This window comes from Parachryseolinea silvisoli (genome assembly GCF_021190955.1).
Classification (GTDB): domain Bacteria; phylum Bacteroidota; class Bacteroidia; order Cytophagales; family Cyclobacteriaceae; genus Ohtaekwangia; species Ohtaekwangia silvisoli.
This window is the reverse complement of sequence record NZ_JAIOAO010000002.1, coordinates 1,698,497-1,725,439: the sequence shown is the minus strand read 5'-3', so window position 1 is coordinate 1,725,439 and position 26,943 is coordinate 1,698,497. Positions and strand designations below refer to the sequence as shown.

At 52.5% G+C, this 26,943-nt stretch carries 23 protein-coding genes; 12 read left to right on the top strand and 11 right to left on the bottom strand.

The annotated features are described in order from the left end of the window. Positions 1 to 445: 445 nt before the first annotated feature. Both K7P01_RS17360 and K7P01_RS17355 read left to right on the top strand, forming a co-directional pair. Positions 446 to 2,401, top strand: a complete 1,956-nt coding sequence (locus tag K7P01_RS17360) for a M1 family metallopeptidase (protein ID WP_267295283.1) — start codon at positions 446 to 448, stop codon at positions 2,399 to 2,401. A gap of 32 nt (positions 2,402 to 2,433) precedes the next feature. After that, entirely contained in the window at positions 2,434 to 2,961 is a 528-nt protein-coding gene (locus K7P01_RS17355) for a DinB family protein (RefSeq protein WP_267295281.1), read from the top strand. A gap of 72 nt (positions 2,962 to 3,033) precedes the next feature. Here the strand turns inward: K7P01_RS17355 and K7P01_RS17350 are convergent, their stop codons facing one another. Continuing rightward, positions 3,034 to 3,519, bottom strand: coding sequence for a hypothetical protein (locus tag K7P01_RS17350; protein WP_267295279.1), 486 nt, complete (start codon positions 3,517 to 3,519; stop codon positions 3,034 to 3,036). A 329-nt stretch (positions 3,520 to 3,848) separates the two neighbouring features. Here K7P01_RS17350 and K7P01_RS17345 point away from each other — a divergent pair, with 329 nt between their 5' ends. Then, a complete protein-coding gene (locus K7P01_RS17345) occupies positions 3,849 to 6,356 on the top strand; it encodes a zinc-dependent metalloprotease (RefSeq protein ID WP_267295277.1) in 2,508 nt (835 codons plus the stop codon). Between the two features lie 11 nt (positions 6,357 to 6,367). On the opposite strand, the gene K7P01_RS17340 is transcribed toward K7P01_RS17345, so the two are convergent. After that, the gene (locus K7P01_RS17340) at positions 6,368 to 6,829 is read right to left on the bottom strand and encodes a PAS domain-containing protein (RefSeq protein ID WP_267295276.1); all 462 of its coding nucleotides are present in this window, start codon (positions 6,827 to 6,829) and stop codon (positions 6,368 to 6,370) included. A 55-nt stretch (positions 6,830 to 6,884) separates the two neighbouring features. Beyond that, a complete protein-coding gene (locus K7P01_RS17335) occupies positions 6,885 to 7,142 on the bottom strand; it encodes a cysteine-rich CWC family protein (RefSeq protein WP_267295274.1) in 258 nt (85 codons plus the stop codon). Between the two features lie 136 nt (positions 7,143 to 7,278). Between K7P01_RS17335 and K7P01_RS17330 the strand changes: the two genes are divergently transcribed. From K7P01_RS17330 to K7P01_RS17320, 3 genes are read left to right on the top strand one after another with little or no spacing between them, the layout of a single operon-like run. After that, the gene (locus K7P01_RS17330; RefSeq protein WP_267295272.1) at positions 7,279 to 7,713 is read left to right on the top strand and encodes a hypothetical protein; all 435 of its coding nucleotides are present in this window, start codon (positions 7,279 to 7,281) and stop codon (positions 7,711 to 7,713) included. 28 nt (positions 7,714 to 7,741) lie between these two features. After that, positions 7,742 to 10,123: a TonB-dependent receptor gene (locus tag K7P01_RS17325; RefSeq protein WP_267295271.1), complete on the top strand. Its 2,382-nt coding sequence runs from the start codon at positions 7,742 to 7,744 to the stop codon at positions 10,121 to 10,123. A gap of 3 nt (positions 10,124 to 10,126) precedes the next feature. Next, a complete protein-coding gene (locus tag K7P01_RS17320; protein ID WP_267295269.1) occupies positions 10,127 to 10,993 on the top strand; it encodes a DUF4249 domain-containing protein in 867 nt (288 codons plus the stop codon). Between the two features lie 70 nt (positions 10,994 to 11,063). Here the strand turns inward: K7P01_RS17320 and K7P01_RS17315 are convergent, their stop codons facing one another. The 5 genes from K7P01_RS17315 to K7P01_RS17295 all read right to left on the bottom strand — a co-directional run bounded on the left by K7P01_RS17315 (position 11,064) and on the right by K7P01_RS17295 (position 15,009). Next, positions 11,064 to 12,377: a hypothetical protein gene (locus K7P01_RS17315; RefSeq protein WP_267295267.1), complete on the bottom strand. Its 1,314-nt coding sequence runs from the start codon at positions 12,375 to 12,377 to the stop codon at positions 11,064 to 11,066. A 432-nt stretch (positions 12,378 to 12,809) separates the two neighbouring features. Then, entirely contained in the window at positions 12,810 to 13,418 is a 609-nt protein-coding gene (locus K7P01_RS17310; protein ID WP_267295265.1) for a superoxide dismutase, read from the bottom strand. Between the two features lie 150 nt (positions 13,419 to 13,568). Further along, on the bottom strand, positions 13,569 to 13,931 hold the full coding sequence (locus K7P01_RS17305) for a DUF3127 domain-containing protein (RefSeq protein WP_267295263.1): 363 nt from the start codon (positions 13,929 to 13,931) through the stop codon (positions 13,569 to 13,571). A gap of 58 nt (positions 13,932 to 13,989) precedes the next feature. After that, the gene (locus K7P01_RS17300) at positions 13,990 to 14,433 is read right to left on the bottom strand and encodes a nucleoside deaminase (protein WP_267295261.1); all 444 of its coding nucleotides are present in this window, start codon (positions 14,431 to 14,433) and stop codon (positions 13,990 to 13,992) included. Between the two features lie 9 nt (positions 14,434 to 14,442). Then, positions 14,443 to 15,009, bottom strand: coding sequence for a hypothetical protein (locus K7P01_RS17295; protein WP_267295260.1), 567 nt, complete (start codon positions 15,007 to 15,009; stop codon positions 14,443 to 14,445). Between the two features lie 56 nt (positions 15,010 to 15,065). Here K7P01_RS17295 and aspS point away from each other — a divergent pair, with 56 nt between their 5' ends. The 5 genes from aspS to K7P01_RS17270 all read left to right on the top strand — a co-directional run bounded on the left by aspS (position 15,066) and on the right by K7P01_RS17270 (position 22,608). Continuing rightward, positions 15,066 to 16,814, top strand: coding sequence for an aspartate--tRNA ligase (gene aspS / locus K7P01_RS17290; protein ID WP_267295258.1), 1,749 nt, complete (start codon positions 15,066 to 15,068; stop codon positions 16,812 to 16,814). 78 nt (positions 16,815 to 16,892) lie between these two features. Next, the gene (locus K7P01_RS17285) at positions 16,893 to 17,636 is read left to right on the top strand and encodes a class I SAM-dependent methyltransferase (protein ID WP_267295256.1); all 744 of its coding nucleotides are present in this window, start codon (positions 16,893 to 16,895) and stop codon (positions 17,634 to 17,636) included. Between the two features lie 82 nt (positions 17,637 to 17,718). Next, positions 17,719 to 19,368, top strand: coding sequence for an N-acyl-D-amino-acid deacylase family protein (locus tag K7P01_RS17280; protein ID WP_267295255.1), 1,650 nt, complete (start codon positions 17,719 to 17,721; stop codon positions 19,366 to 19,368). 135 nt (positions 19,369 to 19,503) lie between these two features. Then, positions 19,504 to 21,711 carry an OmpA family protein gene (locus K7P01_RS17275; RefSeq protein ID WP_267295253.1) on the top strand — a complete coding sequence of 736 codons (2,208 nt, stop codon included), beginning with the start codon at positions 19,504 to 19,506 and terminating at the stop codon, positions 21,709 to 21,711. Positions 21,712 to 21,813: 102 nt separating this feature from the next. Then, positions 21,814 to 22,608, top strand: a complete 795-nt coding sequence (locus tag K7P01_RS17270) for a glutaminyl-peptide cyclotransferase (RefSeq protein WP_267295251.1) — start codon at positions 21,814 to 21,816, stop codon at positions 22,606 to 22,608. Positions 22,609 to 22,634: 26 nt separating this feature from the next. Here K7P01_RS17270 and K7P01_RS17265 read toward each other — a convergent pair whose 3' ends face one another. Together K7P01_RS17265 and K7P01_RS17260 are read right to left on the bottom strand one after the other, a co-directional pair. Next, positions 22,635 to 23,144 carry a YfiR family protein gene (locus K7P01_RS17265; RefSeq protein ID WP_267295249.1) on the bottom strand — a complete coding sequence of 170 codons (510 nt, stop codon included), beginning with the start codon at positions 23,142 to 23,144 and terminating at the stop codon, positions 22,635 to 22,637. A 5-nt stretch (positions 23,145 to 23,149) separates the two neighbouring features. Next, entirely contained in the window at positions 23,150 to 25,123 is a 1,974-nt protein-coding gene (locus tag K7P01_RS17260) for a TonB-dependent receptor plug domain-containing protein (protein ID WP_317987621.1), read from the bottom strand. Positions 25,124 to 25,299: 176 nt separating this feature from the next. Between K7P01_RS17260 and K7P01_RS17255 the strand changes: the two genes are divergently transcribed. Next, on the top strand, positions 25,300 to 26,382 hold the full coding sequence (locus tag K7P01_RS17255) for an Ldh family oxidoreductase (RefSeq protein ID WP_267295248.1): 1,083 nt from the start codon (positions 25,300 to 25,302) through the stop codon (positions 26,380 to 26,382). Here the strand turns inward: K7P01_RS17255 and K7P01_RS17250 are convergent, their stop codons facing one another. Next, the gene (locus tag K7P01_RS17250) at positions 26,383 to 26,943 is read right to left on the bottom strand and encodes a hypothetical protein (RefSeq protein ID WP_267295246.1); all 561 of its coding nucleotides are present in this window, start codon (positions 26,941 to 26,943) and stop codon (positions 26,383 to 26,385) included. It lies immediately after the preceding gene.

Here is a 26,943-nt window from a genome sequence, read left to right as displayed (position 1 = left end):
GTTCGCGTTTGTCTTTGGGAGGGTGGGGTCATCCAAACGATAAAATTATCAATCTTAGCCTTTAAACCGTAGGAAAATTTTGTAAAAGACTTGCTCGCGAAATTAAAAGGCGTTGTAATTCATTTTTCTGCTAACGTTGTTATGACACCTGTTTCCGCGAACAAGCCTGTTATTCCACGCTGGAGGCGCAGACTCACGCCTGACACAGATGTGACGGCGGAGGCGATGTATTGGCAGGATCCCAGATTACGACGCTGCCATGGGCAGTCGGAAACTACCCGCATACAGGGCAAAGCGCTCGCCCCGAAACGGGCCTGCCTGCCGGTAGGCTAAGACCTGCCAGCAAACAGGTGAGCACGCGCCAGCAGATAAAAAGACTGGTGTAAACGGTGTATTTGCAGTATTATGCAGCAACATTAACCAAACTCTTTATTCGAGCAACGACATGAATCTCATTAAAATCCCATTGTTCCTCTGCTGCCTGCTGGCAGCGACGTTGGCGGCATTTGCTCAGCAATCTTCGCCGTACGATCAGCACCAGGCCTTTGCGCCTTTCTTCTACCCCAGCTATGGTGATAAAGTGCGTGCGGCCGACGGCACGCCCGGCCCCGAGTACTGGCAGAACCGCGCCGACTATAAAATAGACGCCACGCTGAACGATGCCATTCACAGCATTACCGGCAGTGTAACGATCACGTATACCAACAATAGCCCACAGGCGCTGTCGTTTGTATGGCTGCAACTGGACCAAAACATTTACAACCCCAAGTCGCGGGGTGTAGCCACCACGGCGATAAGCGGCGGCCGCTGGGCTAACCGTAACTTTGATGGTGGCTATACGCTGCAGGCCGTGAAAGTGGAACAAGATGGCAAAGATACAGAAGCCAATTATACCGTAGAGGACACACGCATGCAGATCAAGCTGGCCAAACCCATCAAGGCGCAGGGCGGCAAGCAGGTCTTTAAGATCAACTTCTCGTTCTCCATTCCGGAATATGGCACCGACCGTATGGGCCGCCTGCAAACACAAAACGGCTGGATCTATGAGATCGCACAGTGGTATCCGCGTATGTGTGTTTACGACAACGTGAACGGCTGGAACACGCTGCCCTACCTGGGCCAGGGCGAGTTTTACCTGGAGTATGGCGACATTACCTATAACATCGATGCTCCCGTGGGTCACATTGTCGTCGGTTCAGGCGAGCTGCTGAACCCGAAAGAAGTTTTGACCGCCGAACAACTGAAACGTTGGGCACAAGCCCAGGGCAGCGACAAGACCGTGGCGCTGCGCACCGCCGCCGAAGTAACGGATCCGGCTACACGCCCCAGTGGCAAGACTCGCCTGACCTGGAAGTTTAAGTGTTCCACCACCCGCGACGTAGCATGGGCGGCTTCGAAGTCTTTTGTATGGGATGCTGCCCGCATCAACCTGCCACAAGGCAAGAAGTCGCTGGCGATGTCAGTATACCCTGTAGAGAGTGCGCAAGACACGGCCTGGAACCGGTCAACGGAATATGTGAAGCACTCCATCGAATTTTACTCGAAGTATCTTTACCCGTACTCCTACCCGGTTGCCGTGAACGTAGCCGGCGTCGTGGGCGGTATGGAGTATCCGGGCATTGTGTTCTGCGGCGCCCGCGCTGTAAAAGGACAGCTATGGGGCGTGACCTCGCACGAGTTTGGCCACAACTGGTTCCCAATGATTGTCGGCAGCAACGAGCGCAAGTTTGCGTGGATGGACGAAGGTTTCAACACCTATATCAACACGCTGGCAGACGAGCAGTTTAACAACGGTGAGTATAGAAGGAATGTTTTTCCCATGCAGTTCCAGACCAACTATGTGTTTCACGACAGCATGGAAACAATCTTGAATATACCGGACGTGGTAGCGGGTCGTAACCTGGGTGGTGTGGCGTACCTCAAGCCGGGCCTCGGTCTGACGTTGTTGCGCACGCAGGTATTGGGTTCTGAGCGTTTTGATAGCGCGATGCGTTATTATACGCACCAGTGGGCGTTTAAACATCCTACCCCCTGGGACTTCTTCCACTGCATCGAGAATTACACCGGTGAGACATTGGACTGGTTCTGGCGTGGATGGTATATGTATGACTGGAAGATCGACCAGGCGGTGACCCGTGTGGACTATGTCGATAATGACCCCTCGAAGGGGGCGATCATTACTGTCGCAAACCAGCAGAAGATGCCCATGCCGGTGACGGCGGAAATCGTGGAGAGCAATGGTAAGACCAGCCAGGTGAAACTGCCCGTGGAGATTTGGCAGCATGGTAGCACCTGGAAGTTTGTCTACAAATCCACGAGCAAGTTGACAAGTGTGACGTTGGATCCGGCCGTGAAGATGCCGGATGTGAATCGGAAGAATAATCAGTGGAAGGGTCAGTAGTGGCCCGAACCAAACCCCGAAACAATATTAACATGGCAACAGAAAAACCCGCCATCTTTACACTTTCCACACTTGTGAAGGATTATGCCCGCTATAACGAGTGGGCGCACGAAACACTGGTCTCGTGGCTTCGTACGAAGTCAACCGATTTGCTGGAACAAACGGTACCTTCGAGCTATCCAAGCATTAAATTGACGCTGTTGCATATTTGGGATACTGAACGCTTTTGGCTGTCGGTATTGCAACAAAGGCCAGCGCCGAAGTCATATACCTGGGAGCGTTTTGACGGTACACTGGAGGATATTCTCCAGGGGATTGTGGCGTTTTCGAGCGAAGTGCGGGAATATATAGAAGGGTTGTCGGATGACAAGATTACAGAATTGGTAGAGTTCACCTCACCATGGGCAAATGGCATTCGTAGCCGTGCGGAATTTTTGCACCATGCTATGACGCACAGCGTGTATCATCGCGGACAAGTTATTACAATTGGAAGGAACCTCGGATTTACGGATGCGCCCATGACAGATTACAACTTTTATTTGACCGTCAGAGGCTATTAACATAAAATGAAAGCACCCATGCTGCCATCAGGGCAACATGGGTGCTTTGCTGTGTGCTCTTATGTATACTCGCTATTTTTTAGGCTGCGGTTTCGTATTAGGCTGCGGGTTAGCATTGGGTTGCGGATTCGCGCTGGGTTGTTGTTGGTATTGAGGTTGTGTCGACGGCTCTGTACGTTGAGACTCAGGGCTCGGGCTCTGCATCTGTGCGCCTGCAGGTGGGGCTATTTTTGTACCGCTCTTATCAAAGTAGAAGCTGCGGGTGTCAGCACCTTCGCCCATGCGCAGCATGTAGCCGTTGTCTGTACGGTTGCGATACAGCATGCCGTTTTCCCAGCCACTATAGTCGCTACCTTTAAGCGTGTTGCGGAGTGAAGACGGTGCTTCGTTTGAACGAATCTGCAGGTAGTCGCGCTGGTTGTACTGGTTGCCAGGCTGCGTGGGTGGATTGTAGGTTGGATCTGTTTGTTTAACACGTGTGGTATCTGTCACCTGTGCTTGTGCCGAGGCCAGGCCCAGGGCCGCCACAGCAACGAGTGTAATCATGAAAGTTTTCATAGCATCTTTTATTTTATGAGTAGGAGATATTGTTGTTACTACTGCTGGTAAGTGTAACAAAAGCATGCCACCACACCGGTTTCCCCACCCGCCGGATGAACCGGCGTTTTTCCCCTAAGTGACCGCTATCTTCCACACCTATCGTGTTCCACGGTATAATATGGCGTTCGGCTGCACCACTGTCTCGACGAGTGTGAGCTGTTTTCGTCAGATGTATGAAAAGTAGACTAATTGACGGAACTCCTCCGCGAGAAAACGGTTATCTTATTTAGAAATAACTGGAACCATTTTTCAGTTAAGTATTTATCACCCATCAGAAAAAACAGCGCATGAGAAGTATTGTATTGCTAGTGGTTGCCGTCTGCTGTATTGATCTGTGTCCGCAGGCCTACGCGCAGGATACCACCCAAACACCTCCGCCCACATTGACGCCCACGTCGCTGCCGTCACCCAGGGTTCTGCAGGATACATCGAAGCGGGACTCGCTGGAGCAGCTCACGTCTGCGTCCGTACCGGCGGGTAATTCGCAGTCTATGGCACCGCGTAGCTCAAGCTATTACAGCATTGTCAAGCCGGGCACTATCACCCGCAAAGGATTATTCAGCGTGCACAAGCTGGAGGATAAATATTATTTTGAAATACCCGATAGCCTGCTCGGTCGGGACTTGCTGATCGTAAGCCGCATTGCGCAAGGTGCCGCCGGCATTCGCCCGGAATATACCGGTTATGCGGGCGACCAGATCAACTCGCTTATTATACGTTTTGAGAAAGGTCCTAATCATAAGCTGTTCCTGCGCCGCATTACCTATGAAGACAATGCCGGCGATAGCAGTACGTCCATGTACAATGCAGTGGTACGCTCGAACCTGCAACCGCTGACGGCCGCCTTTGGTATCGGCGCATATACACCCAGTGGCAAGGGCAGCCTGATCGATATCACGGAGTACCTGAGTGGCAATAACGATATTTTCTTTTTTAACGCTGCTTCCCGGCGGATGATGAAGATCGGCGACGTGCTTTCGAACATGTCCTATATCAAGTCGGTGAATGCTTTCCCGATGAACGTCGAGATTCGTACGATCAAGACGTATAGTCAGTCTTCCGGTGACGCCACCTTTACGCTCGAGCTCAATACCTCTATTGTACTGCTGCCGAAGAAGCCCATGCGCAAGCGCTTCGCGGATAAACGCGTTGGTTATTTCACGGAACGTTATACCGATTACGACGCCAACCCACAGGGTGTCAAGATAGTGAACTACATTAAGCGTTGGCGTTTAGAACCCAAACCCGAGGATGTGGAACGATACAAACGCGGCGAGCTGGTGGAACCTCAAAAGCCCATTATATACTACATCGACCCCGCCACGCCGAAGAAGTGGGTGCCTTATTTGATCCAGGGTGTGGAAGACTGGCAGCCTGCTTTTGAGCGCGCGGGATTTAAGAATGCGATCCAGGCGAAAGAAGCACCGAGCGCGGAAGCTATTCCGAATTGGAGTCTCGAAGACGCGCGGCATTCGGCCATTGTCTATAAACCTTCGTCGTTTGCCAACGCGGCGGGGCCGATCATTACCGATCCGCGCAGCGGGGAGATCCTGGAAAGCCACATCAACTGGTATCACAACCTGATGTCTATTCTGCATGACTGGTATATGATACAATGCGGCACGACCGACAAGCGCGCACAGAAAATGAACTTTGACGATGCACTGATGGGGCAATTGATCCGCTCGGTGGCCTCGCACGAAGTGGGTCACTCGTTGGGGCTTACCCACAATTTCGGCGCCAGCTCTACCGTACCGGTGGCCAGGTTGCGCGACCGGAAGTGGTTGGAAGTAAATGGCCACACACCTTCTATCATGGACTACTCGCGTTTTAACTATGTAGCACAGCCCGAAGACAGCGTGACCGAGGCGGGGCTCATTGCCCGCATTGGTGAGTACGACCACTGGGCGATTGAATATGGCTATCGACTCTTTCCCGACATCTCTACATCCGAACGGGAAATTCCTTTTCTCAACGGCCGGATCATTGAACAAATGAAGCAACCCCAGATGTGGTTTGCGTCGGAATTCTCTACAGACGACCCGCGGGTGCAAACCGAAGATCTGGGGGACAATGCTATGCTGGCGGGCGAGCTTGGCATTAAGAATCTAAAGCGTATTGTGCCCCGACTGGTGGCGTGGACCTATCAGCCCAACGAAGGGTATAAGAATCTGTCGCAGCTATACGGCGGCCTGACGGGGCAGTTTACATACTATATCAACCACGTGCTCCGCTATGTCGGCGGCACGTACGAAACGGTCAAGTCGGCGGAGCAGATTGGTCCCATCTATCGTATTGTACCCGCCACTGTGCAACGCGACGCCATGGCGTTTCTCGGACGGCACGTGTTTACGCCCCCAACCTGGTTGCTCGACACGGCTATTCTGGCGCGTACAGGACAAAGCCCCACACAGATCATTACCGCCAACCAGGAGATGGTACTCAATACGCTGCTGAGTCAGAACACACTGACCAAGCTTGCAGAATCAGAGGCCCTCTATCCTACGCGGGCGTATACGCTGAATGAGTTTATGGACGACCTGGACCGCACGATGTGGACGGAGCTTGCAACCTTCTCTACAATCAGTCCATACCGGCGTGCCCTGCAGCGTTACTATGTCGACAAGCTGGTGGAGCTCAGTAAGAACTCACGCGATATATACGATGCCGACGTGGTGATCCGCAACAAAAAGAGCGAGGTCTTGATTCTTGTCAAAAAAGCTTTGACACGTACCAAGGACGCCATGACAGTATATCACCTGCGGTATCTGCAAGACCGGCTGGAAGGGAAATAACATTTCCCCCGCTACTCGAAAGGCAGCGGCACTTCGCGTTCGAACGCGATAAAATGTGTAACAATATTTTTAGATGTGCTGACGGGCAGGATGTCTACTTCGCAAAGGTACTCGGTACCATCCTTGCGATAGTTCATAAGGGCCGCCTGTATAGGTTTTCGCGCGGATACGGCCTGCCGGATGGCGGCGCGGGTGGCGGTACTGGTGTTCGGTCCTTGTAAGAAGGCAGGACGTTTGTTTTTGGCGAAGGTGGGCGTGTAGCCGGTCATGGATAAGAAACCTGGACTGACCCAATGGATGCGCTGTTGCAGATCCGTCACCACAATGGCCTCGTGCGGTTTTTGTAAGAGCTGAGGAATGTCGATCGTCCAGTCAAACTTCGTAGCCAGCATTGTCAGCATGCGGACCTCCTGGTTCGTATAAAGCTTTTGCATGCCCTGCGCTGCAATATCCCAGCAAAGCAGGGGAAACATCTTGGGCGGCTGTTTCTTTTTTCGCTTCTTCACCAATGGACTGTGCAGTTGTGGCTTAGTTGTCGGCCTTGTAAAACATGCCAACTATTTTCTTAAGCTTTCTTCTAAATTGCCCCGCATGATACTCTTTTTTTAATTCTTCCATGCATGCGGCACACAAACAATCCGTATACTCCTGACGGAAGTACGCCCGCTCTTCATCATTTACTTTCACGGCACTGCACTGGCAAAGCAGGATCGATCCGACTTTGCACTCAAACGTTGCCCGGCATCGCGGACAAGATTTTGGCTCATGTTTTACTGCCTCCTGCATAGGTTGGACAAACATACAGATTACCCGGAGTCATTACAAAAAGACTCGCCAGCCACCCCTGCCGGGCGTTGCACAGCAAGGAATCATGGGCTATAGACCACGAACTTTCCGTATCTTTGGACACTTTTTTTGTATCATGAGCCTTCGATTTGTAGCCTTAGTCTTTACCCTCTCGTTCTTCACTTTTTCAGCCTCCGCCCAGATTGCCCGTGACTTTATGGCGGGTGGCGCCGTTGACCTGATCAAGACCGACAACAACAAGTTTTTGGAGAAGGCCCAGGTGAGCCTGGAGTGTAATTACTTTGTGACACGGCAGTTTACGGGCTCGGCGGGGTTTGAAATCTGGACGAACCAGGGGGTGAGCTTTGCTGTAGGGGGCCGTTGGTTTCCGGTGGAGGAAGCGTTTGTACGGTTTCGGGGCCTCATTGGCGAGAACGACCTGTCGCTCGGCGCCGGGTGGGCCAAACCCATCAACGACCGGGTGAAGTTCGAGGCCATGGGAGATTTCTATTTTCAGGGCGACTTCGCGATTCGCGCCGGCATTCAATACATCATACGTCGGCGGAGTTAGTACCCGTTGCGGGAAACCGCTAACTTTAATGTCACCATTAGCATCTTATACGATCTTGAACCGAACGTTTCTTTTGCTGCTTTTTTTGCTCGCCACGCCATCGGTGCGCGCGCAGACAACGTCTGCCCGCCTGAGCGGATTTGTCTATGACGAAGCAGGCAGCGCCCTGCCCGGCGCCACGGTGCGGATATACCGGCTGGGCAAGGCTACCACCGCGGGAGAACGCGGACAATACGAGCTTGACGTCCCTGCTGGTACTTACTATGTTTCGTTCTCGTTTATTGGCTACGACCGCGACTCGGTGCAACTGAACATTACCCATGCGCATACTTATACCATGCGCCTGAAAGCTGCCGCGACGACGATGGAGGCGGTAACAGTATCGGCCCGGCCCAGTGACGAACAGGTGACGCAAACGGAAACAGGGCTTGTCACACTGCGAAAAAAAGACCTTGAAAGCCTACCCTATTTGCTCGGCGAGCTTGACCCTATCCGTATCATTCAACTGATGCCGGGTATACAAACGTCCGGCGAGGGGAGCACGGGTTTCTATGTACGCGGGGGTGCAGTAGACCAGAACCTGATGCAGCTCGACCGCACGACGGTATATAACCCCAGTCACTTGTTCGGTTTCTTCTCGATCTTCAACGGCGGCACGATCGAGAGCATTGATCTCTATAAGGGCGGAATCCCCTCCTACTACGGCGGGCGTCTGTCGTCTATTACGAACATCACTACACGCCAGGGCAGCCCGGACAAGCTCAAGGGAGAAGGAAGCGTCGGGCTCATTGCCACGGGCCTGCTGTTAGAAGGCCCCATCGGGAAAAAGAAAAAGGCATCGTTTATGATCGCCGCGCGGCGTACCTATGTCGACCTCTTTGCCAGCAGCCTGCGCCGGTTGGGTGCGTTGAAGCAAGACATCAATTATTATTTCTACGACCTCAACGTAAACTTCGACTATTCACTCGGCCCCAGCGACCACCTGCGCCTGCGCGCGTATACCGGGCAGGATGACTTTCGGTATAACACCAGCAGTACATTCAAGAATACGATCGACTGGCGCAACACGACGGCCTCGCTCTCGTGGTTGCACACCTACAACGACAACCTATATTCAGAGCTGATGGTCAACACGTCGCTTTATGACATGTCCTTCGGCGCTGCAATCACCACCTATGCGTTTAACATCAAGTCGGATATCCGCGATTGGGGATTTACGTATCAGGTTAACCAGCAGCACAAAAAGCATACCCTGGCGTGGGGCCTGACGTATACACACCATATGCTGCGCCCGAACAATATCTACGCGTACAGCGAAGACGTGGAGCTGAGCATCAGCCCGCGTATCAAGCTGCAGGGGGAAGAGGCCGCGTTGTTTATCAACGACAAGATCAGGTTTTCCGATAAGCTTGAAGTGAACGCTGGCCTGCGACTGTCGGGGTACCGGCAATTGGGACCCTTTGACAGGTATGTGGAAGACGAGAATATGCAAGTACTCGACACCCTCCACTACAGCCGCGGCAAAACAATCAAGCAGTACGGCAACCTGGAACCCCGCCTGGCCCTGCGGTATAGCCTCTCTTCGTCTTCGTCTGTTAAACTCTCATACGACAAGACCTACCAGTATTTGCACCAGGCCCCCTTGTCGTCGGTATCGCTGCCACTCGACATCTGGGTGCCCAGCTCCTCCACCATTCGGCCACAGTCGGCAGATCAGTTTTCGGCGGGGTATTTCCGGAACTTTCGCGACAACATGTTCGAGACTTCGGTAGTGCTGTATTACAAAACCATGCAGCAGCAGTTGGAGTACCGCGAGGGAGTGATCATTGGGTATAGCAAGGGGTATAATTTCGACGACAACTTTGTGTTTGGCACAGGGCTATCATACGGCAGCGAGTTCTCCATTAAAAAGAACGGCGGCAAGCTGCATGGGCAGATTTCGTATACACTATCGCACACGACGCGCAAGTTTGACGCTCTCAACAAAGGCAATTCTTTTACGGCCAAGTACGATCGGCTGCACGACCTGTCAGTGCTCGCCAACTATGTCGTGAGCCCACGCTGGACAGTTTCCTGCGTATTTGTTTACGGCACAGGCAACGCGCTGAACTTGCCGGTGGCGCGGTATATTGTTCAGGAGAACGTGGTGAACGAATATGGCGAGCGCAACGCTTTCCGTATGCCTCCGTACCACCGCATGGATCTGGCGGCCACGTATACCGTGCACAAGTCCGACAAGTTTGAGTCGAGCTGGATCTTCTCGGTATACAATGTTTATAACCGGAGGAACCCCTACTATATTTATTTTGAGACAACCGGCAACCTGGACGACTATGAGCTCAGCACCAGCATCAAGCAGGTATCGTTGTTTCCGGTCATTCCGGCTGTTACATACCGTTTAAAGTTTTAGCATATGAAGCATTGCTATGTTCTTCTGCTCTTCGCGCTGCCCGCCCTCGGCCTGCTGGACGGGTGTACGCCGGAGACTGATCTCGACGAGCTGGACTATACACCTAAACTGGTCGTAGACGGCTCCATTGAAAATAGACAACCACCCCGGGTAGTGCTTAGTCATAGTGCGTCATACTTTGACAATATCGACTCCGCCTCTATCCGAAAGCTGATGGAAACGACGGCGAAGGTGACCGTAAGCGATGGAGAACACCAGGAAATTTTAACATTACAGCCCAACCGGGGGTTCTTCCCGCCGTATGTGTATGAGGCAAATACGATGCGCGGAGAGGTAGGCAAGACCTATACGTTGACCATCGACCTGAAGGGCAAACGCTACACCGCGACAACTACGATACCCACACCACCGAGTCTTGACTCACTCTGGTTTGAGCTGACGCCGGGCAAGGATTCGCTGGGGTATCTCTACGGACGATTATCGGACCCGCCCGACGTGGCCAACTATTACCGCGTGTTTACACAACGACAAACGACTGACGACCGGTATATCCCGATGTATCAGTCTGCGGTGGGCGACCAGTATTTTAACGGCAAGCAGTTTACATTCACCATTTTACGCGGGCCGGACGATTTTACCAACATTGTGGACGATCTTTACTTTTCGCGCGGTGACACAGTTTTTATCAAAGCCTGTTCGATTGACCGCAGTCATTTTGATTTCTGGCGAACGTTGGAGCGAGAGCTTTACGTAGTGGGTAATCCGTTTGCTTCCTCCGGAAATGACATCCTCTCGAATATCACGGGCGATAATGTGTTGGGTGTTTGGGGCGGGTACGGCTCGACTTATTACAGAACGATTATCCGGTAGGGTCTAAACAGAAAAGGCTGCCTTTCGGGCAGCCTTCCTGTACAAAAATCAACTCAGGTGTTAGAAAAATTTATTCTTCTCCAACGAGTTCTTCGAGCTTGTCGGTCAGCTGTCCGAAACCGCTTTCTATGTACGTCTCAAGTGACATTCTGGATTCGTCAGCAAATACAAGTTGGAGGTCTTTTGTAGTGCGCTCCTCTGTGTATTCTTTATACCCGCAAATGTAATCCTGGATTTCGTCGTTCCATTCGCAGTCATAATACGTATAGGTCTCTGTTTTTGTAACCGCTACAACTTCCCCTTCCGCAATTTTCTTCTTTGAGTCGGCGTAGAAGATCACCATTGTGCTGTTTGCGTTGTAAGCAGCCGCTTCCGCTTTTTCTTCTTCAAACTCGTCTTGTTCGGGAATTGCGCTGATCGCAGTCATCAGATTTTTTACATCGATCTCGCCTGAGAACTTGATATTTAACAGCTGGAAGTAGATCGTTCCTTTGTTCACTACGTCATCACCGCCGCTAGAGTTCTCGATGTTACTGGTATCAAAATTACCTTCGGCATCAGCACCCAGAACATAGAGGTTCTTATCGTTTTCCTTCAGCGAGTAGCGTACCGATGCTTTCGAAGCATCGTTGCTTACTTCGTACGCCAGCACAAAAGCGTCCACTTTCACCGCAATTGTCAGTGATGTAGGCTCGCCTTTGCTGTTGTAGGCTGCCGCAAATGAGTACTCCAGTTTTTTCTGACCATCGATGGTCAGGTCGATTTTCAGGCCTGTAGGATATTCGCCTGTATAGCCTTCTCCGTTAACAGCGCTGTTGGTTACGTTAACACCGGTATATCCGTAGAGAGTGTATTCGGCGTTGTTGGTTGTTCCGTTGTCCTTCGAGGGGAATTTGAACACGATCTTGCCCGAAGCGGCGGCTACATAGTCCCAGCCCTGGCCGTTGTACGTATAGGTACCGGCGGCATTGTCGAGTTCAGCCTGGATCGATTCAACCTCTGCACTGGTACGAAGAGTTCCCAGGGTCTTGTCTACAGACTGGTCGTTTTGAGCAAAGTTGCGCAGGTTGTTTACCAGATCAAAGATTGGAAGAGCAGATTTACGGCCGCCTACTGACAGGTCGCCGTCTTCTGCAAAGCCCGAGAAAGCAATGCTTGTCTCGATACCCGAAGAGTTCTTCAAGGTCTCTACGCTATTGGTAAACTCGATACCGTTATCCTGGAGGTTTGATTTGTTTTCTTCAACAGTCAGGTCGGAAAACTCCGTGGGGAATTCCGCGCCGGTATCATCATTGCCCTTAGCAGCGTCATCATCGCTACCGCAAGCTACTAACATCGCTCCGGCCAGAAAGAACGCAGTAAATTTTAGAAAAGGTTTATTCATAAGTCGGTTTATATTTTACGACAAGTATACGGGCAGGAACTAAATCGTGCGAATAGTTGTATGAATCGGCCGTTCGATTTATAGTATCGGTATGTCAGACTGTTGCATCGGCTGTATAAAACGAGATCGCTCCTTGCAAAATCGTAGTATTTTCGGCTGGTAAGTATTGATAAACAACGGTGGAGCGTTCGTTAAAAGCCTTGAAGGGAGGGTAATTTGGCCTATTTGTCGTTCTAACGTCTAAAAAATCCGCTTATCCCGCGTGCAATATTACATGCGTTATTCTAACTGATGGGATACTGTCTTTGTCGACGAATGGTAAAGGTCGTTCCCTGGCAAATCTGCGTTGCAACATTTGTTACAAGACGTTAAAAAAAAAGCCCCCGCCGGTTTGGCAGAGGCCCATTTTATACCTGTAAATAACAGTCGTTATTACTTGGCCGCGTCAAAGCGTTTTGTTACTTCCGCCCAGTTCACTACGTTCCAGAACGCCGCGATATAGTCGGGGCGACGGTTTTGGTAGTGAAGGTAATAGGCATGTTCCCAAACGTCGAGACCGAGAATGGGTGTGCCTTTAACTTCGGCAACATCCATCAGCGGGTTGTCCTGGTTGGGTGTTGAGGTGATCTGCAGCTTCTTGCTGCCATCCACGATCAACCAGGCCCAGCCTGAACCAAAGCGACCTGTAGCCGCTGCGGCAAATTTTGTTTTGAACTCATCAAAGCTACCAAAGGCAGCATTGATCGCCTCAGCCAACGCACCGGTTGGAGCACCGCCGGCGTTGGGGCCGAGGATTGTCCAGAACAGGCTGTGGTTAAAGTGGCCTCCGCCGTTGTTACGAACAGCAGCAGGATACTTGGAAATGTTCTTATTGATCTCCTCCAGGCTCAGCTTCTCGGCGTCGGTGCCGGCAATCGCTGTGTTCAGGTTTGTAACATACGCGTTATGATGCTTACCATGGTGAATCTCCATGGTTTTGGCATCGATGTGTGGTTCAAGTGCAGTAGCTGCATACGGCAGCGCAGGCAATGTAAAAGCCATAGTTGTTTGTTATTTTATGAGGTTGAACATAATCTAGTTCCCGTGGTATCCAAAACAATGGACCCGCAGGGGATGTCAAATATACAACCCGGCGCGACCGAAGAAAATTTCAAGGCCGTGATGATTTTATAAAATTTATTTTGCGTTGGGTTAGAACGGCAGGTCGTCTGACGCCTGGCTGTCGCTCGCAAACGGCTCATCGCCCGGAGGGGGGAAGTCATTACCACGTGCGCCTTGGCTGCTGCCCGCGCCAACCTTATCCAATTTCCACGCGCGCGCCTCGGTGTACCAACGACCGTTATATTCGCGGCTCTCGAGGTCTACCGATACATTTACCACGTCACCGACTGCGAGCTTATATTGATCTACCTTGTCACCCCATGCCGAGAGGCATACTTTCTTGGGGTATTGTGCCTGGGTCTCGATTATAAATTCTTGTTTCTTCCAGGGGCCTTTTTTCCCCATGCCGGTTTGCATCTGCAGCAGTTGGATAACTGTTCCTTTTATTTCCATTGTTTATTGATTTTCGCGGTTGTTTTTTGTCAGGGACCCCAAAAGTATAGATAACCGGCTAATTTCGTATACGCCGGAAGAAATCCTCGATCAGTTTTTTGCTTTCGTCTGCCTGTATGCCCCGCACGACCTCGGTTTTGGGGTGCAGCAATGGACTGGACACCAGGCTATAACCCCGCTGCAGGTCCGATGCGCCAAATACGAGCTTTTGTAACTGCACCCAGTGCAGCGCGCCCGCACACATCACGCAGGGTTCGAGGGTGACATATAACGTACATTCGGATAGGTATTTCGACCCCAGGTAGTTGGCGGCAGACGTGACGGCCAGCATCTCCGCATGGGCGGTGGCGTCAGTCAGTTTTTCTGTCTGGTTGTGGGCGCGGGCAATAATGCGGTTCTTACAAACCACCACGGCCCCTACCGGCACTTCGTCTATGGCAAAGGCTTTGGCGGCTTCTTTGAGCGCCTCGCGCATGAAGTATTCGTCTGAGTACAGATCCATGGCTACGGGCTATTTGATCTTGATGCGCTTCATCATATCGTCGGCGGTTTCCTTCCAATCGTCTTTCATGCGTCGGGGAGCGTTGAAGGAGAATACCAACGTGCGTCCCGGCTCGAGGTAATATTGTATGTAGGTATACTTGCCGATGGCATCGCGTTGTCCTTCCTGGCGCTGGTTGCCATTCATGCGCGACTCGATCTCGAAATAAATAAACTTCTTTTTATTTACCTCACGCACACCTTCTTGCAGAAAGGTGACCTGGTCGAACATGTTCCGGAGGCTGGCTTTAAAAAATTGCATGGCAATCTCGTGATTGGTATCGGGCCACTGCGTGGCCGAGATGTTCACGCTGAAGTCGATCTGACGGTCTGCGTCGGTATAGGCCGCCAATGGTGCGCGCACCGAGGGATAGCGCTGCGTGAAATCCATGGCATCCATAGGATGCCAGTCGCGCGGTATCGAGACGGTGATCTGGTCGTTCACCTTCATTTTCATGAGCTTGGGCTTGTCGGCGGCCAGACAAGTCAACACCAACAGCATCAACCCCTTAAAGAGTGTACTTTTAATTTTTAGCATAGCGCGGTGAGAGACAAAGTATTGTTAAATTCGCGGCTAAATTAATTAAAACTCACATGTTACGAACCCACACTTGCGGCGAATTGAGAATTACTGACGTCAATAAGCAAGTAACCCTGACAGGCTGGGTACAGCGCCTGCGCGACAAAGGCAGTGTGCTTTGGATCGATCTACGCGACCGTTATGGCATTACACAGCTGATTTTTGAAGAGGGCAAGACAGACCCTGCCCTGTTGACCAGCAGCCGTAACCTGGGCCGTGAATATGTAATACTGGTAGAAGGCACTGTCGTGGAGCGTCCTGCCAAAAACGACAAAATTCCTACAGGTGATATTGAGATAAAGGCAAGCAAAATTACCGTGCTGAACGCAGCCAAACTGCCGCCTTTCACCATCGAAGATGAAACCGATGGCGGCGACGAGCTGCGCATGAAGTACCGTTACCTGGACCTGCGCAGGAACATCGTTCGCGAGAAGCTGCAACTGCGTCACAAGATGGCCCAGCAGACCCGCACCTACCTCGACGCCCAGAACTTCATCGAAGTGGAAACGCCGGTGCTGATCAAATCTACTCCCGAAGGTGCGCGCGACTTTGTTGTGCCTTCGCGTGTACACGGCGGCGAGTTCTATGCACTGCCGCAGTCACCGCAGACGTTTAAGCAGTTGCTGATGGTATCAGGCTTTGATCGGTATTATCAAATTGTTAAGTGCTTCCGCGATGAAGACTTGCGCGCAGACCGTCAACCGGAGTTTACCCAGATCGACTGCGAGATGTCGTTCATCACGCAAGAAGATATTCTCAATACATTCGAAGGCCTGGTGCGTCACTTGTTCAAGAACGTGAAGGGCATTGACCTGCCGTCGGTGCCGCGCATGTTTTATGACGACGCCATGAAGCTCTATGGTTCTGACAAGCCCGATACACGCTTCGACATGAAGTTTGTAGAGATCACCGAGCTGACGAAAGGCAAAAGCTTCCCAGTCTTTGAAAGCGCCGAGTTGGTTGTCGGGATCTGCGCGAAAGGCTGCGCGGAGTATACCCGCAAACAAATCGACGAGCTTACCGAATATGTAAAACGCCCACAGATCGGAGCGAAAGGCCTGGTATATGTACAATACAAAAGCGATGGCAGCCTGAAGTCTTCTGTGGATAAATTCTACAGCGCAGACGACCTGAAGGTGTGGGCAGATAAAGTTGGCGCACAACCAGGGGACCTGATCCTGCTCATGGCCGGCGAAACCGACGTTACGCGCAAGCAGCTGAACGAGCTCCGCCTGCTGATAGGCGAGCGCCTGGGCCTGCGCGACAAGAATAAGTTCTCGGCACTGTGGGTAATTGATTTCCCGCTGCTGGAGTGGAACGACGAGGCCAAACGTTACCACGCCATGCACCACCCGTTCACGTCGCCGAAACCAGAAGACATGGCGTTACTGGATACCAATCCCGGCAAAGTACGTGCGAATGCGTACGACATGGTGATCAACGGTACGGAAGTGGGCGGTGGCTCGATCCGTATACACGATGCGGCCACACAAAAACTGATGTTCAGCCACCTGGGCTTTAGCGAAGAAGAAGCGCGTAAGCAATTCGGCTTCCTGATGGAGGCTTTTGAGTACGGTGCGCCGCCACACGGCGGTATTGCCTTTGGTTTCGACCGCTTGTGCTCGATCTTCGGCGGTGCCGATTCGATCCGCGACTTTATTGCGTTCCCAAAAAACAACGCTGGCAAGGATGTGATGATCGACTCCCCCTCCACCATTTCACAGGAACAATTGAACGAGTTGTCGCTTAGCGTTAAACTTTAGACCATACTTCGCCGTTATCCGCTACAAAGGCCCATCCTGTTTTGTGGGGGGCATTTGTAACGGATAACACGTATGGCGATGGAACACAAAGACTACTTCTCAGGACACGCCAAAGTATATGCGGCCTTCCGACCGGCGTACCCGGTCGCCCTGTATGATTTTATTTTCCGCCACCTGCCCCAGCGCCGTCGCGCATGGGACTGTGCCACGGGCAACGGACAGGTTGCACGACACCTGGCCCAACACTTTCAGCACGTAGACGCCACCGACATCAGTCAGCAACAACTCGACAACGCCTACCGCGCCGACAACATTACCTACTCCGTTGCGCCGGCGGAAAAGAGCGGCTTTGCCGATGGACGGTTTGACCTCATTACGGTGGCGCAAGCCCTGCATTGGTTTGATACCCATGCGTTTTATCAAGAGGTACGACGCACCGGTGCACCCGGTGGGCTACTGGCCGTGTGGGGATATGCCTCGCTACGCATCGAACCCTTCGTTGACGAAATCATCACTGATTTTTATAGCCGCATTGTCGGTCCATATTGGGACGATGCGCGCAGGCTGGTGGAAGAACGCTACCTCACTATTCCATTCCCCTTCCCCGAAATACCGTCGCCTGGATTCCACATCGATGTGGTGTGGACGCTCGACCACCTGGCAGGCTATTTGGAAAGCTGGTCCGCCACGCAGAAATACACCCGGGCGACGGGCATCAACCCGGTGCCTGAGTTGTGTGGACGATTGCGCGCGTATTGGTCCGAAAATGACACCAAAACGGTACGCTTTCCCATATTCTTACGCCTGGGCGAGATCAGCTGACGCAGATCACAGGTGTTTCTTACATCGCGTTTCTTTTCTCGGCAATCCTTGCTATCATCGTACACTTTTTACATTTACCCTCATGCGTTATTTTATTTGGGTCACAGCTGCCGTTTTAGTGGCTTTAGCCTGTGTACCCCGACCTAAGAAGCAGTACGACCTCATTCTACGGCAAGGCACTATCTACGATGGCACCGGCGGCGCGTCGTTTATAGGCGATGTAGCAATACAAGGCGACACCGTTGCTGCTGTCGGCAACTTGCAAGATGCCACGGGCAAGAAGGAAATTAACATTACCGGCCTGGCCATTGCACCGGGCTTTATCAATATGCTAAGCTGGGGCGACCAAAGCCTGCTGAAAGACGGCCGCTCGATGAGCGACATCAAGCAGGGTGTTACGCTCGAGGTGTTTGGTGAAGGGTGGTCGCCAGGTCCCATAAAACGCAAAAGCAAAACGCCGCCCGATAGTTTGTGGACGACACTCGGTGGATATTTCAATTGGGCGATGAAAAAAGGCGTGACACCCAACATCGCTTCGTTTGTCGGACAGACATCCGTACGCAATTATGTCATGGGCTACGCCGCCCGCAAGCCTACAGACGCTGAGCTGCAAGAGATGAAACAATTGGTCCAACAAGCGATGGAAGAAGGCGCCATGGGCCTGGGCACGTCTCTCATTTATCCGCCGGCGACGTATGCTTCTACCGAAGAATTGATTGCCCTGGCCAGTGTAGCCGGTCGATACAAGGGCATGTATATAACACACATGCGCAGCGAAGGCGACTTCATTGTGAATGCACTGAACGAGACCCTGCGCATTGCACGCGAGGCGGCTATACATGCGGAAATTTATCACATGAAGATCAACATTGCGCGTAACTGGAATAAGATCGATACGCTGTTGAACAAGATCGACAGCGCGCGTCAGGCAGGATTGAAGGTTACGGCCAACATGTATCCATATGACGCGAGTGGCACAGGCCTTACTTCGCGCCTGCCCAGCTGGGTGCAGGAAGGTGGCGCGAAAGAAATGCGCGCGCGCTTGCGCAAGCCAGAGATTCGCAAGAAGGTGCTGTATGAAATGGAGGTGGGCATTCCCTATAAAAACTCTGATCCGGCCAATGTCGTGCTGATGGGCTTTCGGCTGGACTCGCTCAACCGGTTGTATAAGGGCAAACGCCTGAACGAAGTCGCTCGCCTGCATGGCAAGAATGCCGACGAGACTGTCGTGGACCTGATCGTGCGTGATAAATCGCGGATCGAGGCAATCTATTATTTGCAGTCAGAAGAGAACATTCGCCGCATTATTCGGTTACCCTATGTAAGCTTTGGTTCCGACGCGGGCTCGGAAGCCATCAGTCCGCAGAATTTGGAAGAAGGTACGCACCCGCGCACGTACGGAACTTTTGCACGTGTGCTGGGACGTTATGTGCGCGACGAAAAGCTTGCGCCGCTGGAAGACGTCATACGACGTCTGACCTACCTGCCGGCCACCAACCTGAAGATCAAAAAACGCGGGCTGTTGAAGCCTGGCTATTTTGCCGACCTGGCGATCTTCGACGCCGCGAAAATCCAGGACCACGCCACGTTTGAAAAACCGAAGCAATACGCCACCGGCATGGTGCACGTGTTTGTGAACGGGGTACAGGTTCTGAACCAGGGTGAGCATACCGGCGCCAAACCGGGGCGTGTAGTGCGGGGCCCGGGATATAAAGAAAAGAAAAAGGTCTGATCTCTTACTGGAGTAATGAAATCGATCGGTAAAATAGGTCCAACGGTCGCCAGACGCCAAAGTCGACACCTATTAAACGCCTATTTCTCAGTATATTTACGAGATTTTTTCGCCTTTAAAACACTATCCATCACCATGGATAAGCTACTCATAACGCTAACCCTTCTGTGCTGCCTGACCGTGTCCGGCATGTGCCAGTCCGCTATGGAAAAGGGTGATCGTTATTTTAATAAAAAGGACTATGTCAATGCCCTGGACGCCTATCTCTCCCTGGGCAACACCGACGACCCTGACCTGAACTACAAGATCGGATATAGCTACCTCTTTACTGAGAAGAAATCTCGCGCCGCAGCATACCTGGAAAAGGCCTACCAGGCTAAGCCCACAGTCGACCCTGACATAGACTATTACCTGGGTATGGCGTATCAAAACGACCACAAATACGCCAAGGCGCGCGAGCACTATGAGGAGTTTCGCCGCAAGAATAAGAAACTGGCGGAGCTCACGACGGAAAAGATCTTTGAATGTGAGATTGGTGACTCGCTCACGCGCAAACCTATAAACGCGCTGATCGAAAACGCGGGCGGTGAAGTAAACTCTGCCTTCCACGAATACTCTCCGCTGGTGACGGGCGATGGTAACACCATGATCTTTACGTCCAACCGTTCGGACGACGACTATAAGATCAAGAGCGGTACCAACTTCGAAGATATTTATATCTCTCCAAAGGTGGGTGAGAACTGGGGGCCACCCAAAAAGATCAGTCCCAACATCAACATCAAGTTTAACGACGCGGCAGCGTCGCTGTCAGCCGACGGCAATACGCTGTTGTTATATTACGAAGAAGGTGCAGGCGACATTCTCATGTCTACGCGCGAGAATGGTGACTGGTCGAAGCCCGCGCCGCTGAACAAGAATATAAATACGCCGATGTTTTGGGAGACATCGGCCTGCATCTCGGCCGATGGTAAAAAGCTATTCTTTGCCAGCAACCGTCCCGGTGGCCGTGGCGAGCTTGACATCTGGGTGAGCGAGCTTGACTCAAAGGGCCAATGGGGCAAAGCTGTTAACCTGGGGCCTACCATTAATACATCGGGTAGCGAGGATTCCCCCTACATTCACCCCGACGGCGTGACGTTGTACTTCTCGTCTGACGGACACCCCAGCATGGGCAGCAACGATATCTTCATGACCGAATTAAAAAATGGCAAGTGGACACGTCCCATCAACCTGGGCTATCCCGTAAACTCCATTGAGTACGACGGGTTCTTTTCCATTTCCGCCGATAAGAAGACGGGCTACTACTCTACCCTGCGTGCTGATGGTTTGGGCAGTGCCGACATTTATAAAGTAACGTTCCTGCCGCCGAAGGAAGAGAAGCCTGTTCTGCTGGCGAGTAACGAACCGCAGGTACAACCCGTGGCACAGCCGGTAGTGGAGCAACCCAAGGTCACAGAGCCCGTGGTCGCACCGGTAGTGGAACAACCTAAAGTTACAGAACCCGTCCTGGTAACACCACCGCCGGTAGAGATCCCGGTGGTCGTCGAAACACCGAAGGTTGAAACACCTCCCCCGCCCGTGGTTGTTGAAGAGCCTAAGAAAGAAGAACCAAAGCCGGTGGAGCCCGCCCCCGTCGTGGCAGTCGCCGAGCCGCCGAAGGTTGAAGAATATATTGACCCCAGCATTCAGCAAAGCAAGGAAGCAAAGGTTGTAACGATTCTGAAAGGTAAGGTCATTGACGAGACGACAGCAAAGCCACTGGGCGCGGTGATCTCCCTGGTTAACAACGAAACGGGTAAAGTTGTAACCCGGATCAATTCGAATGCCGAGACGGGTGAATTCGAGCTGACCATTCCGCACGGTGGTAACTACGGTGTATCGACCGAACGCAGTGGCTATCTCTTTAACTCCATCAACTTTAACCTGCCGGCGTTTGCCGAATTCCAGGAGATCGACACGCACATCATTATGGTGAAGGCTGAGGTAGGTTCTATTGCCGTCCTGAAGAACGTGTTCTTTGACGTGGGCAAGTCAGAGCTGAGGACCGAGTCAGTAACCGAAGTCGAGAAGATCCGCGAGCTGCTGACGTCGAGTCCACACCTGGTAGTACAGATCAACGGTCACACCGACAACACCGGTAACGCCGCCAACAACAAGGTTCTTTCCCTGAAACGAGCTACGTCGGTGGTAGACTACCTGGTCCAGCACGGTATTGCTGCTACACGTGTATCGGCGAAAGGCTTTGGCGCTGAAAAGCCCATTGTAAGTAACGACGACGAAGAAGAGGGACGCGCCATCAACCGCCGTACCGAGATCGAAATCCTCGAATCGAACGGCGGGTAACCAATAAAGCGTCACCGACCGCGGGTGGCATATCTGCCAGTTGCCGATTAGTAATAATTTTACTTCATTTCGGAACCAAACAACAACTCCTACAGGCACCCCATGAGCAAGCGCTTTCCTTTCATACTCCCGGTTCTACTCCCCCTGGTCCTTTTGTCGTGTACCAAGAAACAAACTTCGGAAGAGGAAACTTCGTCCAATCCCATGGACATTCATTACACGCTCATCAATACACTTCCGCACAATACCGAGGCCTGGACGCAAGGCCTGGTGATCTACCAGAATAAGATTCTGGAAAGCACCGGTCAGCCCAACCGCTCGTGGATTGCCGAAGTGAACGCCAGCTCGGGTGAGCACGACAAAAAAGTAACGCTGCCCGGTCAGTATTTTGGTGAGGGTATTACGGTGTTGAACAACAAGATTTACCAGCTTACCTGGGAAGAAAAGACAGGCTTTGTCTACGACGCGCGCACATACAAGAAGCTCCGGGAATTTTCGTATGACATACAAGGTTGGGGACTTACCCACGATGGCAAGAACCTTATCATGAGCGATGGCAGCGGCTATAAACTGCACTTCCTGGATACTGCGACACTGAAGATTGTACGCTCCGTTACCGTCATGGACGGTGGCAGCCGCGTAAAGGACCTCAATGAATTGGAGTACATCGATGGCTATGTCTTCGCCAACGTATGGAACACCAACTGGATCTTGAAGATCGACCCGGCTACGGGTAAAGTGGTAGGGCGCATCGATCTGTCAGCCATCGGCGAGCAGATTCGTGTGATGTACCCGGAAGCCAATGTACTGAACGGCATTGCCTACGACGCAAGGTCCAGGGCGCTGCTCATTACAGGCAAGCTTTGGCCGAAGAGCTATCTCATTCGCCTGCAATAAGCAGGCAGCGTCTCTCCTTTTTTATATTAGATCATCGTGTTGGCCAGGCCCGAAAGGCTCTTGGACACTTTGATGGATCGCTTCTCTAAGTCGGTGTTATTGACATCGAAGCGCAGCGTGCTGTTGTCCATAACGACAAAACTAAAGCCGGCGCCTTTTTTATACAATCCTTCACGCTCCGCAATGATCATAATCGGTTTGCCTTGCGTGGCTTTGATGATCTCATCCAGACTGCTGCTTTTGCCGTCGGCCAGGTATAGCACGTGCGGCTGGCCGATGTCGGCTACGTTCTCTACTTGCGTAACTTTTACCAGGTGGCCATTGGCGTTCTTCCCATTTTGTTTGAGCAGCTCGTCATACGCTTTTGACTTACCAAATACCGTAATGCGTAGCTCGCCGTCGGGGCTGGGCCACGACGAGTATTTGGCGATGTTCATAACAAAAAGTGCGTATACCTGGTAGTTGGTAGTCTGGGCCCTGGCCGATACGGCGGCCAGGCTAAGGGCCAATACAATATATAGTTTGAGGGTCCGCATGGGTCTTACTTCTTAAAGTTGATCTGGTAGGCAAGCTTGACAATATATTCCCGGCTACGACCGGGGATAGGCGCATACCCGCCGTTGTAGGCTTGCGCAATGGCCGGGCGCTCGTTGAACACATCGTATGCACCGATGCCGGCCGTGAGGCCCGGCAGCAAGTCGCGATAGTTTAAGAAGACGTTGGCAAGCAGGTAGGGATCGAGCTCGGTGCTGGCGGGGTTTTCGTCTTCATCCAACGTGGTGTAGGCATACCGCCTGCCCGCATAGATGAACGTGGGATTGATGGTGACGTGGGATGTGACGCTGATGTTGGTGCTCAACGTTACTTTGTGTGCCGGGAAGCCGGCATACTGTTTGTCGGTCTGCGGCACTTCGTATACGTCTACGGTGTTACCGCTGATGGCCTGGCTGTAGGAGTAAGTCAGACTGGCATACCACATCTTGCGGCGAATGCTATAGACCAACTCCAATCCCTGGCTGCCACTCTTGGTGGCATTCTCATACCACTCCTGGAACGTATCGTCTGCACCTTCGGAGCCGTAGATCATGACACGGCGGGTGGTAATGCTAAAGGCATTCAGTGCCAGCAACATCTCCGGCGTGAATTGATAGCCTAATTCCAATTCAAATACATCTGATTTCTCGGGCTTGATCTTGCCGGTCCTGGCAATGTTTATATTCTGCAGCGATGGCGCGCGGAAGGCCTGGCTATATAATACTTTGAAGTGCAGGTTCTCGATCTTCTTCGTCAGCGCCAGACGCGGCACAAAGGCGGCGCCGTAGCGATTATTCTTTTCGTAGCGGAAGCCTACAGTAGCATTGGCGAGACGGTGTTTGAAAAGTCCCTGCGCGTAGAACGCGACATTGTCGAGGCTTAGGTCACGAGAGCCGGTGAAGCCATTGAGTATGGCTTTATAGTCGCCGTTGTCGTGAAAGTATAGAGCACCAAAATTTACACTGGCTTTGCGCGAGAGCTCATAGGCGGCGTCGACCTCCGTGAGCAGGCGCGTGGCGCGGGCTTCAAAGTCCGGGGCCTCTCCTTTTGAGCCATATGTCCACGGCACCTGGTTGTAGTATTTTACCTGGGGGGTGAGCGTCAATTTATTCGTAAGCGCCCACTCGTAACGCAGGTCGGCAAAGAAGTTTTTGAACGACACGTCTACCATCGGGTCGGATGTTTCGAACTGATCGTACATCGTACGGAAGGCGAGCTTCTTATAGCGTAGGCCCAGGTTCAGGTTGAGTGGATCGGCTTTGGTGGAGCTGGCCAGATCCGACGCCTCGTATTGTTGGATGGCGTCGGCGTATTGTGTGGCGTCGCTGACGATGCCCTGGCCTGCGAAGGCTGACAGGTCCCATGCAAAGTTCTCGCTTTTGCTGGCGGCCATAACGCCACCGTTGGTACGTCCCACGGCGTCGGCATGAAAGCCACCCGTGCCATATACCGCTACGCCGTCGAGGCTGTTCGCCGCTTTTGTGAGAATGTTTATCACACCATATTCTGCAGAACCACCATAGATGGCAGAGCCCGGGCCGCGGATGATTTCAATACGCTCGATGGCATCTACCGGAAAGCGATTGCCTAAAGCCACGCCCTGATACAACAGATCATTGAAGGGTTGTCCATCGACCATGACCAATACTTTGCCTTCGTTGGCCCAGCTCCCGCGCAGGCCTATCCCCATGACAAACTGCAAATCCTGTAGTACATCAAAGCCGGGTATCATGCGCAGCACATCCGTGAGGTCGCGGGCGCCGCTGTTCTGAATCTCTTCGGCCGTGACCAGGCTGATGATACCCGGGGTCTCGCGGGCGGAAAGCTTTTGCACCGACACCGCTACGTTTTTGTTGAGAATCTTTTGCAGGTCGCTCTCTTCGGTGAAGGCATTGAGATTCAGGAGGGAGTCCAGGTCCTGGGCACCGGCCCAACAGGCGGAAAGTAAGAACAGAAGTGCACAGGTATACTTCTTCATCATATCGGGGTACAATTAAATCGTCTAAGGGGGTTCAGCCATACAGGCCGCGGATAAGAATAAGAATTATGCCAAAGGCAAAAAGGCGCATAGCATGCAAAAGAACTGGCTCCTCAAGCTAAACAGATCCCAAATTAGAACTATTTTTTCGATTAAAGAAAGCCCTATCTTTGAGGCCCATGACAGATCCCGTATATACCTACCGTCAGCTACAAGACTTTACGCTGCAGATTTTCGACAAGATCGGATGCCCACCGGCGGAGGCCACGCTGGCGACAGAAGTATTATTAAATGCCGACCTGCGCGGCATTGACTCGCACGGCATTGCACGGCTCTCGGGGTATGTACGACTGTGGGAAGCCAAACGGGTCAACGCTACGCCTGATGTACGCATTGTACACGAGTCACCCAGTACGGCTGTCGTGGATGGCGACAGTGGCTTGGGCCTGGTCGTCGCGCCCAAGGCCATGGAGATCGCCATTGCCAAAGCCAAAGTAGCCGGTACCGGCTGGGTGGCCGTCAAGAACTCCAACCACTTTGGCATTGCCGGCCACCACGCCATGATGGCGCTGGAGCACGACATGATCGGCATTGCCATGACAAATGCCAGCCCCCTCGTGGCGCCGACATTTTCCATCGAGCGGCTGTTGGGTACCAACCCCATTGCCGTGGCTATACCGGCCGGCAGTCAGCCGCCGTTTGTGGCGGACTTTGCGACCACCACGGCCGCCAACGGCAAGCTGGAAATTCTGCAACGCAAGAATCAGCAAGCGCCTATCGGCTGGATCCAAACGAAAGACGGAAAACCTTCTACCGACCCCAACGAAGCAAAGAGCGGCGGCGCGCTCATTCCCCTGGGGAGCGACCGCGAGCACGGCAGCCACAAAGGCTACTGCCTGGGTGCATGGGTGGATATATTCTCAGCAGTGTTATCGGGTGCTAACTATGGCCCCTGGGTGCCGCCCTTCGTGGCATTCCTCAGCCCACCGTCAGACCCCGTGGGCGATGGTATTGGTCACTTCTTTGGCGCCATGCGCGTAGACGCATTCCGGCCTGCGGCGGACTTCAAACATCACATGGATAATTGGATCACACGCTTCCGTGCAGCCAAGCCCATAGAAGGACAAGAGCGTGTGCTTATACCAGGCGACCCCGAGCGTGAGATGAGCGCGCAGCGTATGCAGACAGGAATTCCGCTCAACCCGAAGGTTGTCGAAGACTTGAAGATTCTGGGAGAGCGCTTCGGCCTGGTGCTGGCCTGATTAAAAGCCCGCAGTGACTCCCGCGCGCAGGACCAATGGACTGTCGTACGGGCTGAACTCTCCCGGATCAGGATCGGTATAACTAAAGTTATACAAGGCCATCAGGTAAAAGCCTGCAAAACGGCCCAGAGGCTGGAAGAACCCACCCCCTGCCAGGAAGCTGTTGTACGAACGGCGTACACTCTCGTTGGCCGAAAGGGGAAACTCATAATTCAGATATTCATACTCCGCGTGCAGGAAAAAAGGACCTGCCACGCTATAGCGCACAAAGGGGCTTACACCGTAGTCGTTAGTCGAAAACTTAAAGGAATATTGCTTGTACTTGGTATAGCGGTATTGCACTTGTATACCTGCCGCCAGTTTCGGCGTGAGGCGGTAGCCAATCAATGGCGACACCGATACATAGTCGTAATAATTGGAAAAACTTAGACCAAAGCCGCCACCGGTAAAAACGCGGTCGCGCCAGCTTGCGTCCTGATCCATCTCTTCGTCGCCCCATTGCGCCAGGGCCAGCGTGCTACATAGCGTCAGGCCAACCAGGGTAAGTAAAACCTTTTTCAT

Bases quoted from the DNA above. Each gene is read 5' to 3' on its own strand.
- K7P01_RS17360 (WP_267295283.1), top strand. From the start codon at position 446: ATGAATCTCATTAAAATCCCATTGTTCCTCTGCTGCCTGCTGGCAGCG.
- K7P01_RS17355 (WP_267295281.1), top strand. From the start codon at position 2,434: ATGGCAACAGAAAAACCCGCCATCTTTACACTTTCCACACTTGTGAAG.
- K7P01_RS17350 (WP_267295279.1), bottom strand. From the start codon at position 3,519: ATGAAAACTTTCATGATTACACTCGTTGCTGTGGCGGCCCTGGGCCTG.
- K7P01_RS17345 (WP_267295277.1), top strand. From the start codon at position 3,849: ATGAGAAGTATTGTATTGCTAGTGGTTGCCGTCTGCTGTATTGATCTG.
- K7P01_RS17340 (WP_267295276.1), bottom strand. From the start codon at position 6,829: ATGTTTCCCCTGCTTTGCTGGGATATTGCAGCGCAGGGCATGCAAAAG.
- K7P01_RS17335 (WP_267295274.1), bottom strand. From the start codon at position 7,142: ATGCAGGAGGCAGTAAAACATGAGCCAAAATCTTGTCCGCGATGCCGG.
- K7P01_RS17330 (WP_267295272.1), top strand. From the start codon at position 7,279: ATGAGCCTTCGATTTGTAGCCTTAGTCTTTACCCTCTCGTTCTTCACT.
- K7P01_RS17325 (WP_267295271.1), top strand. From the start codon at position 7,742: ATGTCACCATTAGCATCTTATACGATCTTGAACCGAACGTTTCTTTTG.
- K7P01_RS17320 (WP_267295269.1), top strand. From the start codon at position 10,127: ATGAAGCATTGCTATGTTCTTCTGCTCTTCGCGCTGCCCGCCCTCGGC.
- K7P01_RS17315 (WP_267295267.1), bottom strand. From the start codon at position 12,377: ATGAATAAACCTTTTCTAAAATTTACTGCGTTCTTTCTGGCCGGAGCG.
- K7P01_RS17310 (WP_267295265.1), bottom strand. From the start codon at position 13,418: ATGGCTTTTACATTGCCTGCGCTGCCGTATGCAGCTACTGCACTTGAA.
- K7P01_RS17305 (WP_267295263.1), bottom strand. From the start codon at position 13,931: ATGGAAATAAAAGGAACAGTTATCCAACTGCTGCAGATGCAAACCGGC.
- K7P01_RS17300 (WP_267295261.1), bottom strand. From the start codon at position 14,433: ATGGATCTGTACTCAGACGAATACTTCATGCGCGAGGCGCTCAAAGAA.
- K7P01_RS17295 (WP_267295260.1), bottom strand. From the start codon at position 15,009: ATGCTAAAAATTAAAAGTACACTCTTTAAGGGGTTGATGCTGTTGGTG.
- aspS (WP_267295258.1), top strand. From the start codon at position 15,066: ATGTTACGAACCCACACTTGCGGCGAATTGAGAATTACTGACGTCAAT.
- K7P01_RS17285 (WP_267295256.1), top strand. From the start codon at position 16,893: ATGGAACACAAAGACTACTTCTCAGGACACGCCAAAGTATATGCGGCC.
- K7P01_RS17280 (WP_267295255.1), top strand. From the start codon at position 17,719: ATGCGTTATTTTATTTGGGTCACAGCTGCCGTTTTAGTGGCTTTAGCC.
- K7P01_RS17275 (WP_267295253.1), top strand. From the start codon at position 19,504: ATGGATAAGCTACTCATAACGCTAACCCTTCTGTGCTGCCTGACCGTG.
- K7P01_RS17270 (WP_267295251.1), top strand. From the start codon at position 21,814: ATGAGCAAGCGCTTTCCTTTCATACTCCCGGTTCTACTCCCCCTGGTC.
- K7P01_RS17265 (WP_267295249.1), bottom strand. From the start codon at position 23,144: ATGCGGACCCTCAAACTATATATTGTATTGGCCCTTAGCCTGGCCGCC.
- K7P01_RS17260 (WP_317987621.1), bottom strand. From the start codon at position 25,123: ATGATGAAGAAGTATACCTGTGCACTTCTGTTCTTACTTTCCGCCTGT.
- K7P01_RS17255 (WP_267295248.1), top strand. From the start codon at position 25,300: ATGACAGATCCCGTATATACCTACCGTCAGCTACAAGACTTTACGCTG.
- K7P01_RS17250 (WP_267295246.1), bottom strand. From the start codon at position 26,943: ATGAAAAAGGTTTTACTTACCCTGGTTGGCCTGACGCTATGTAGCACG.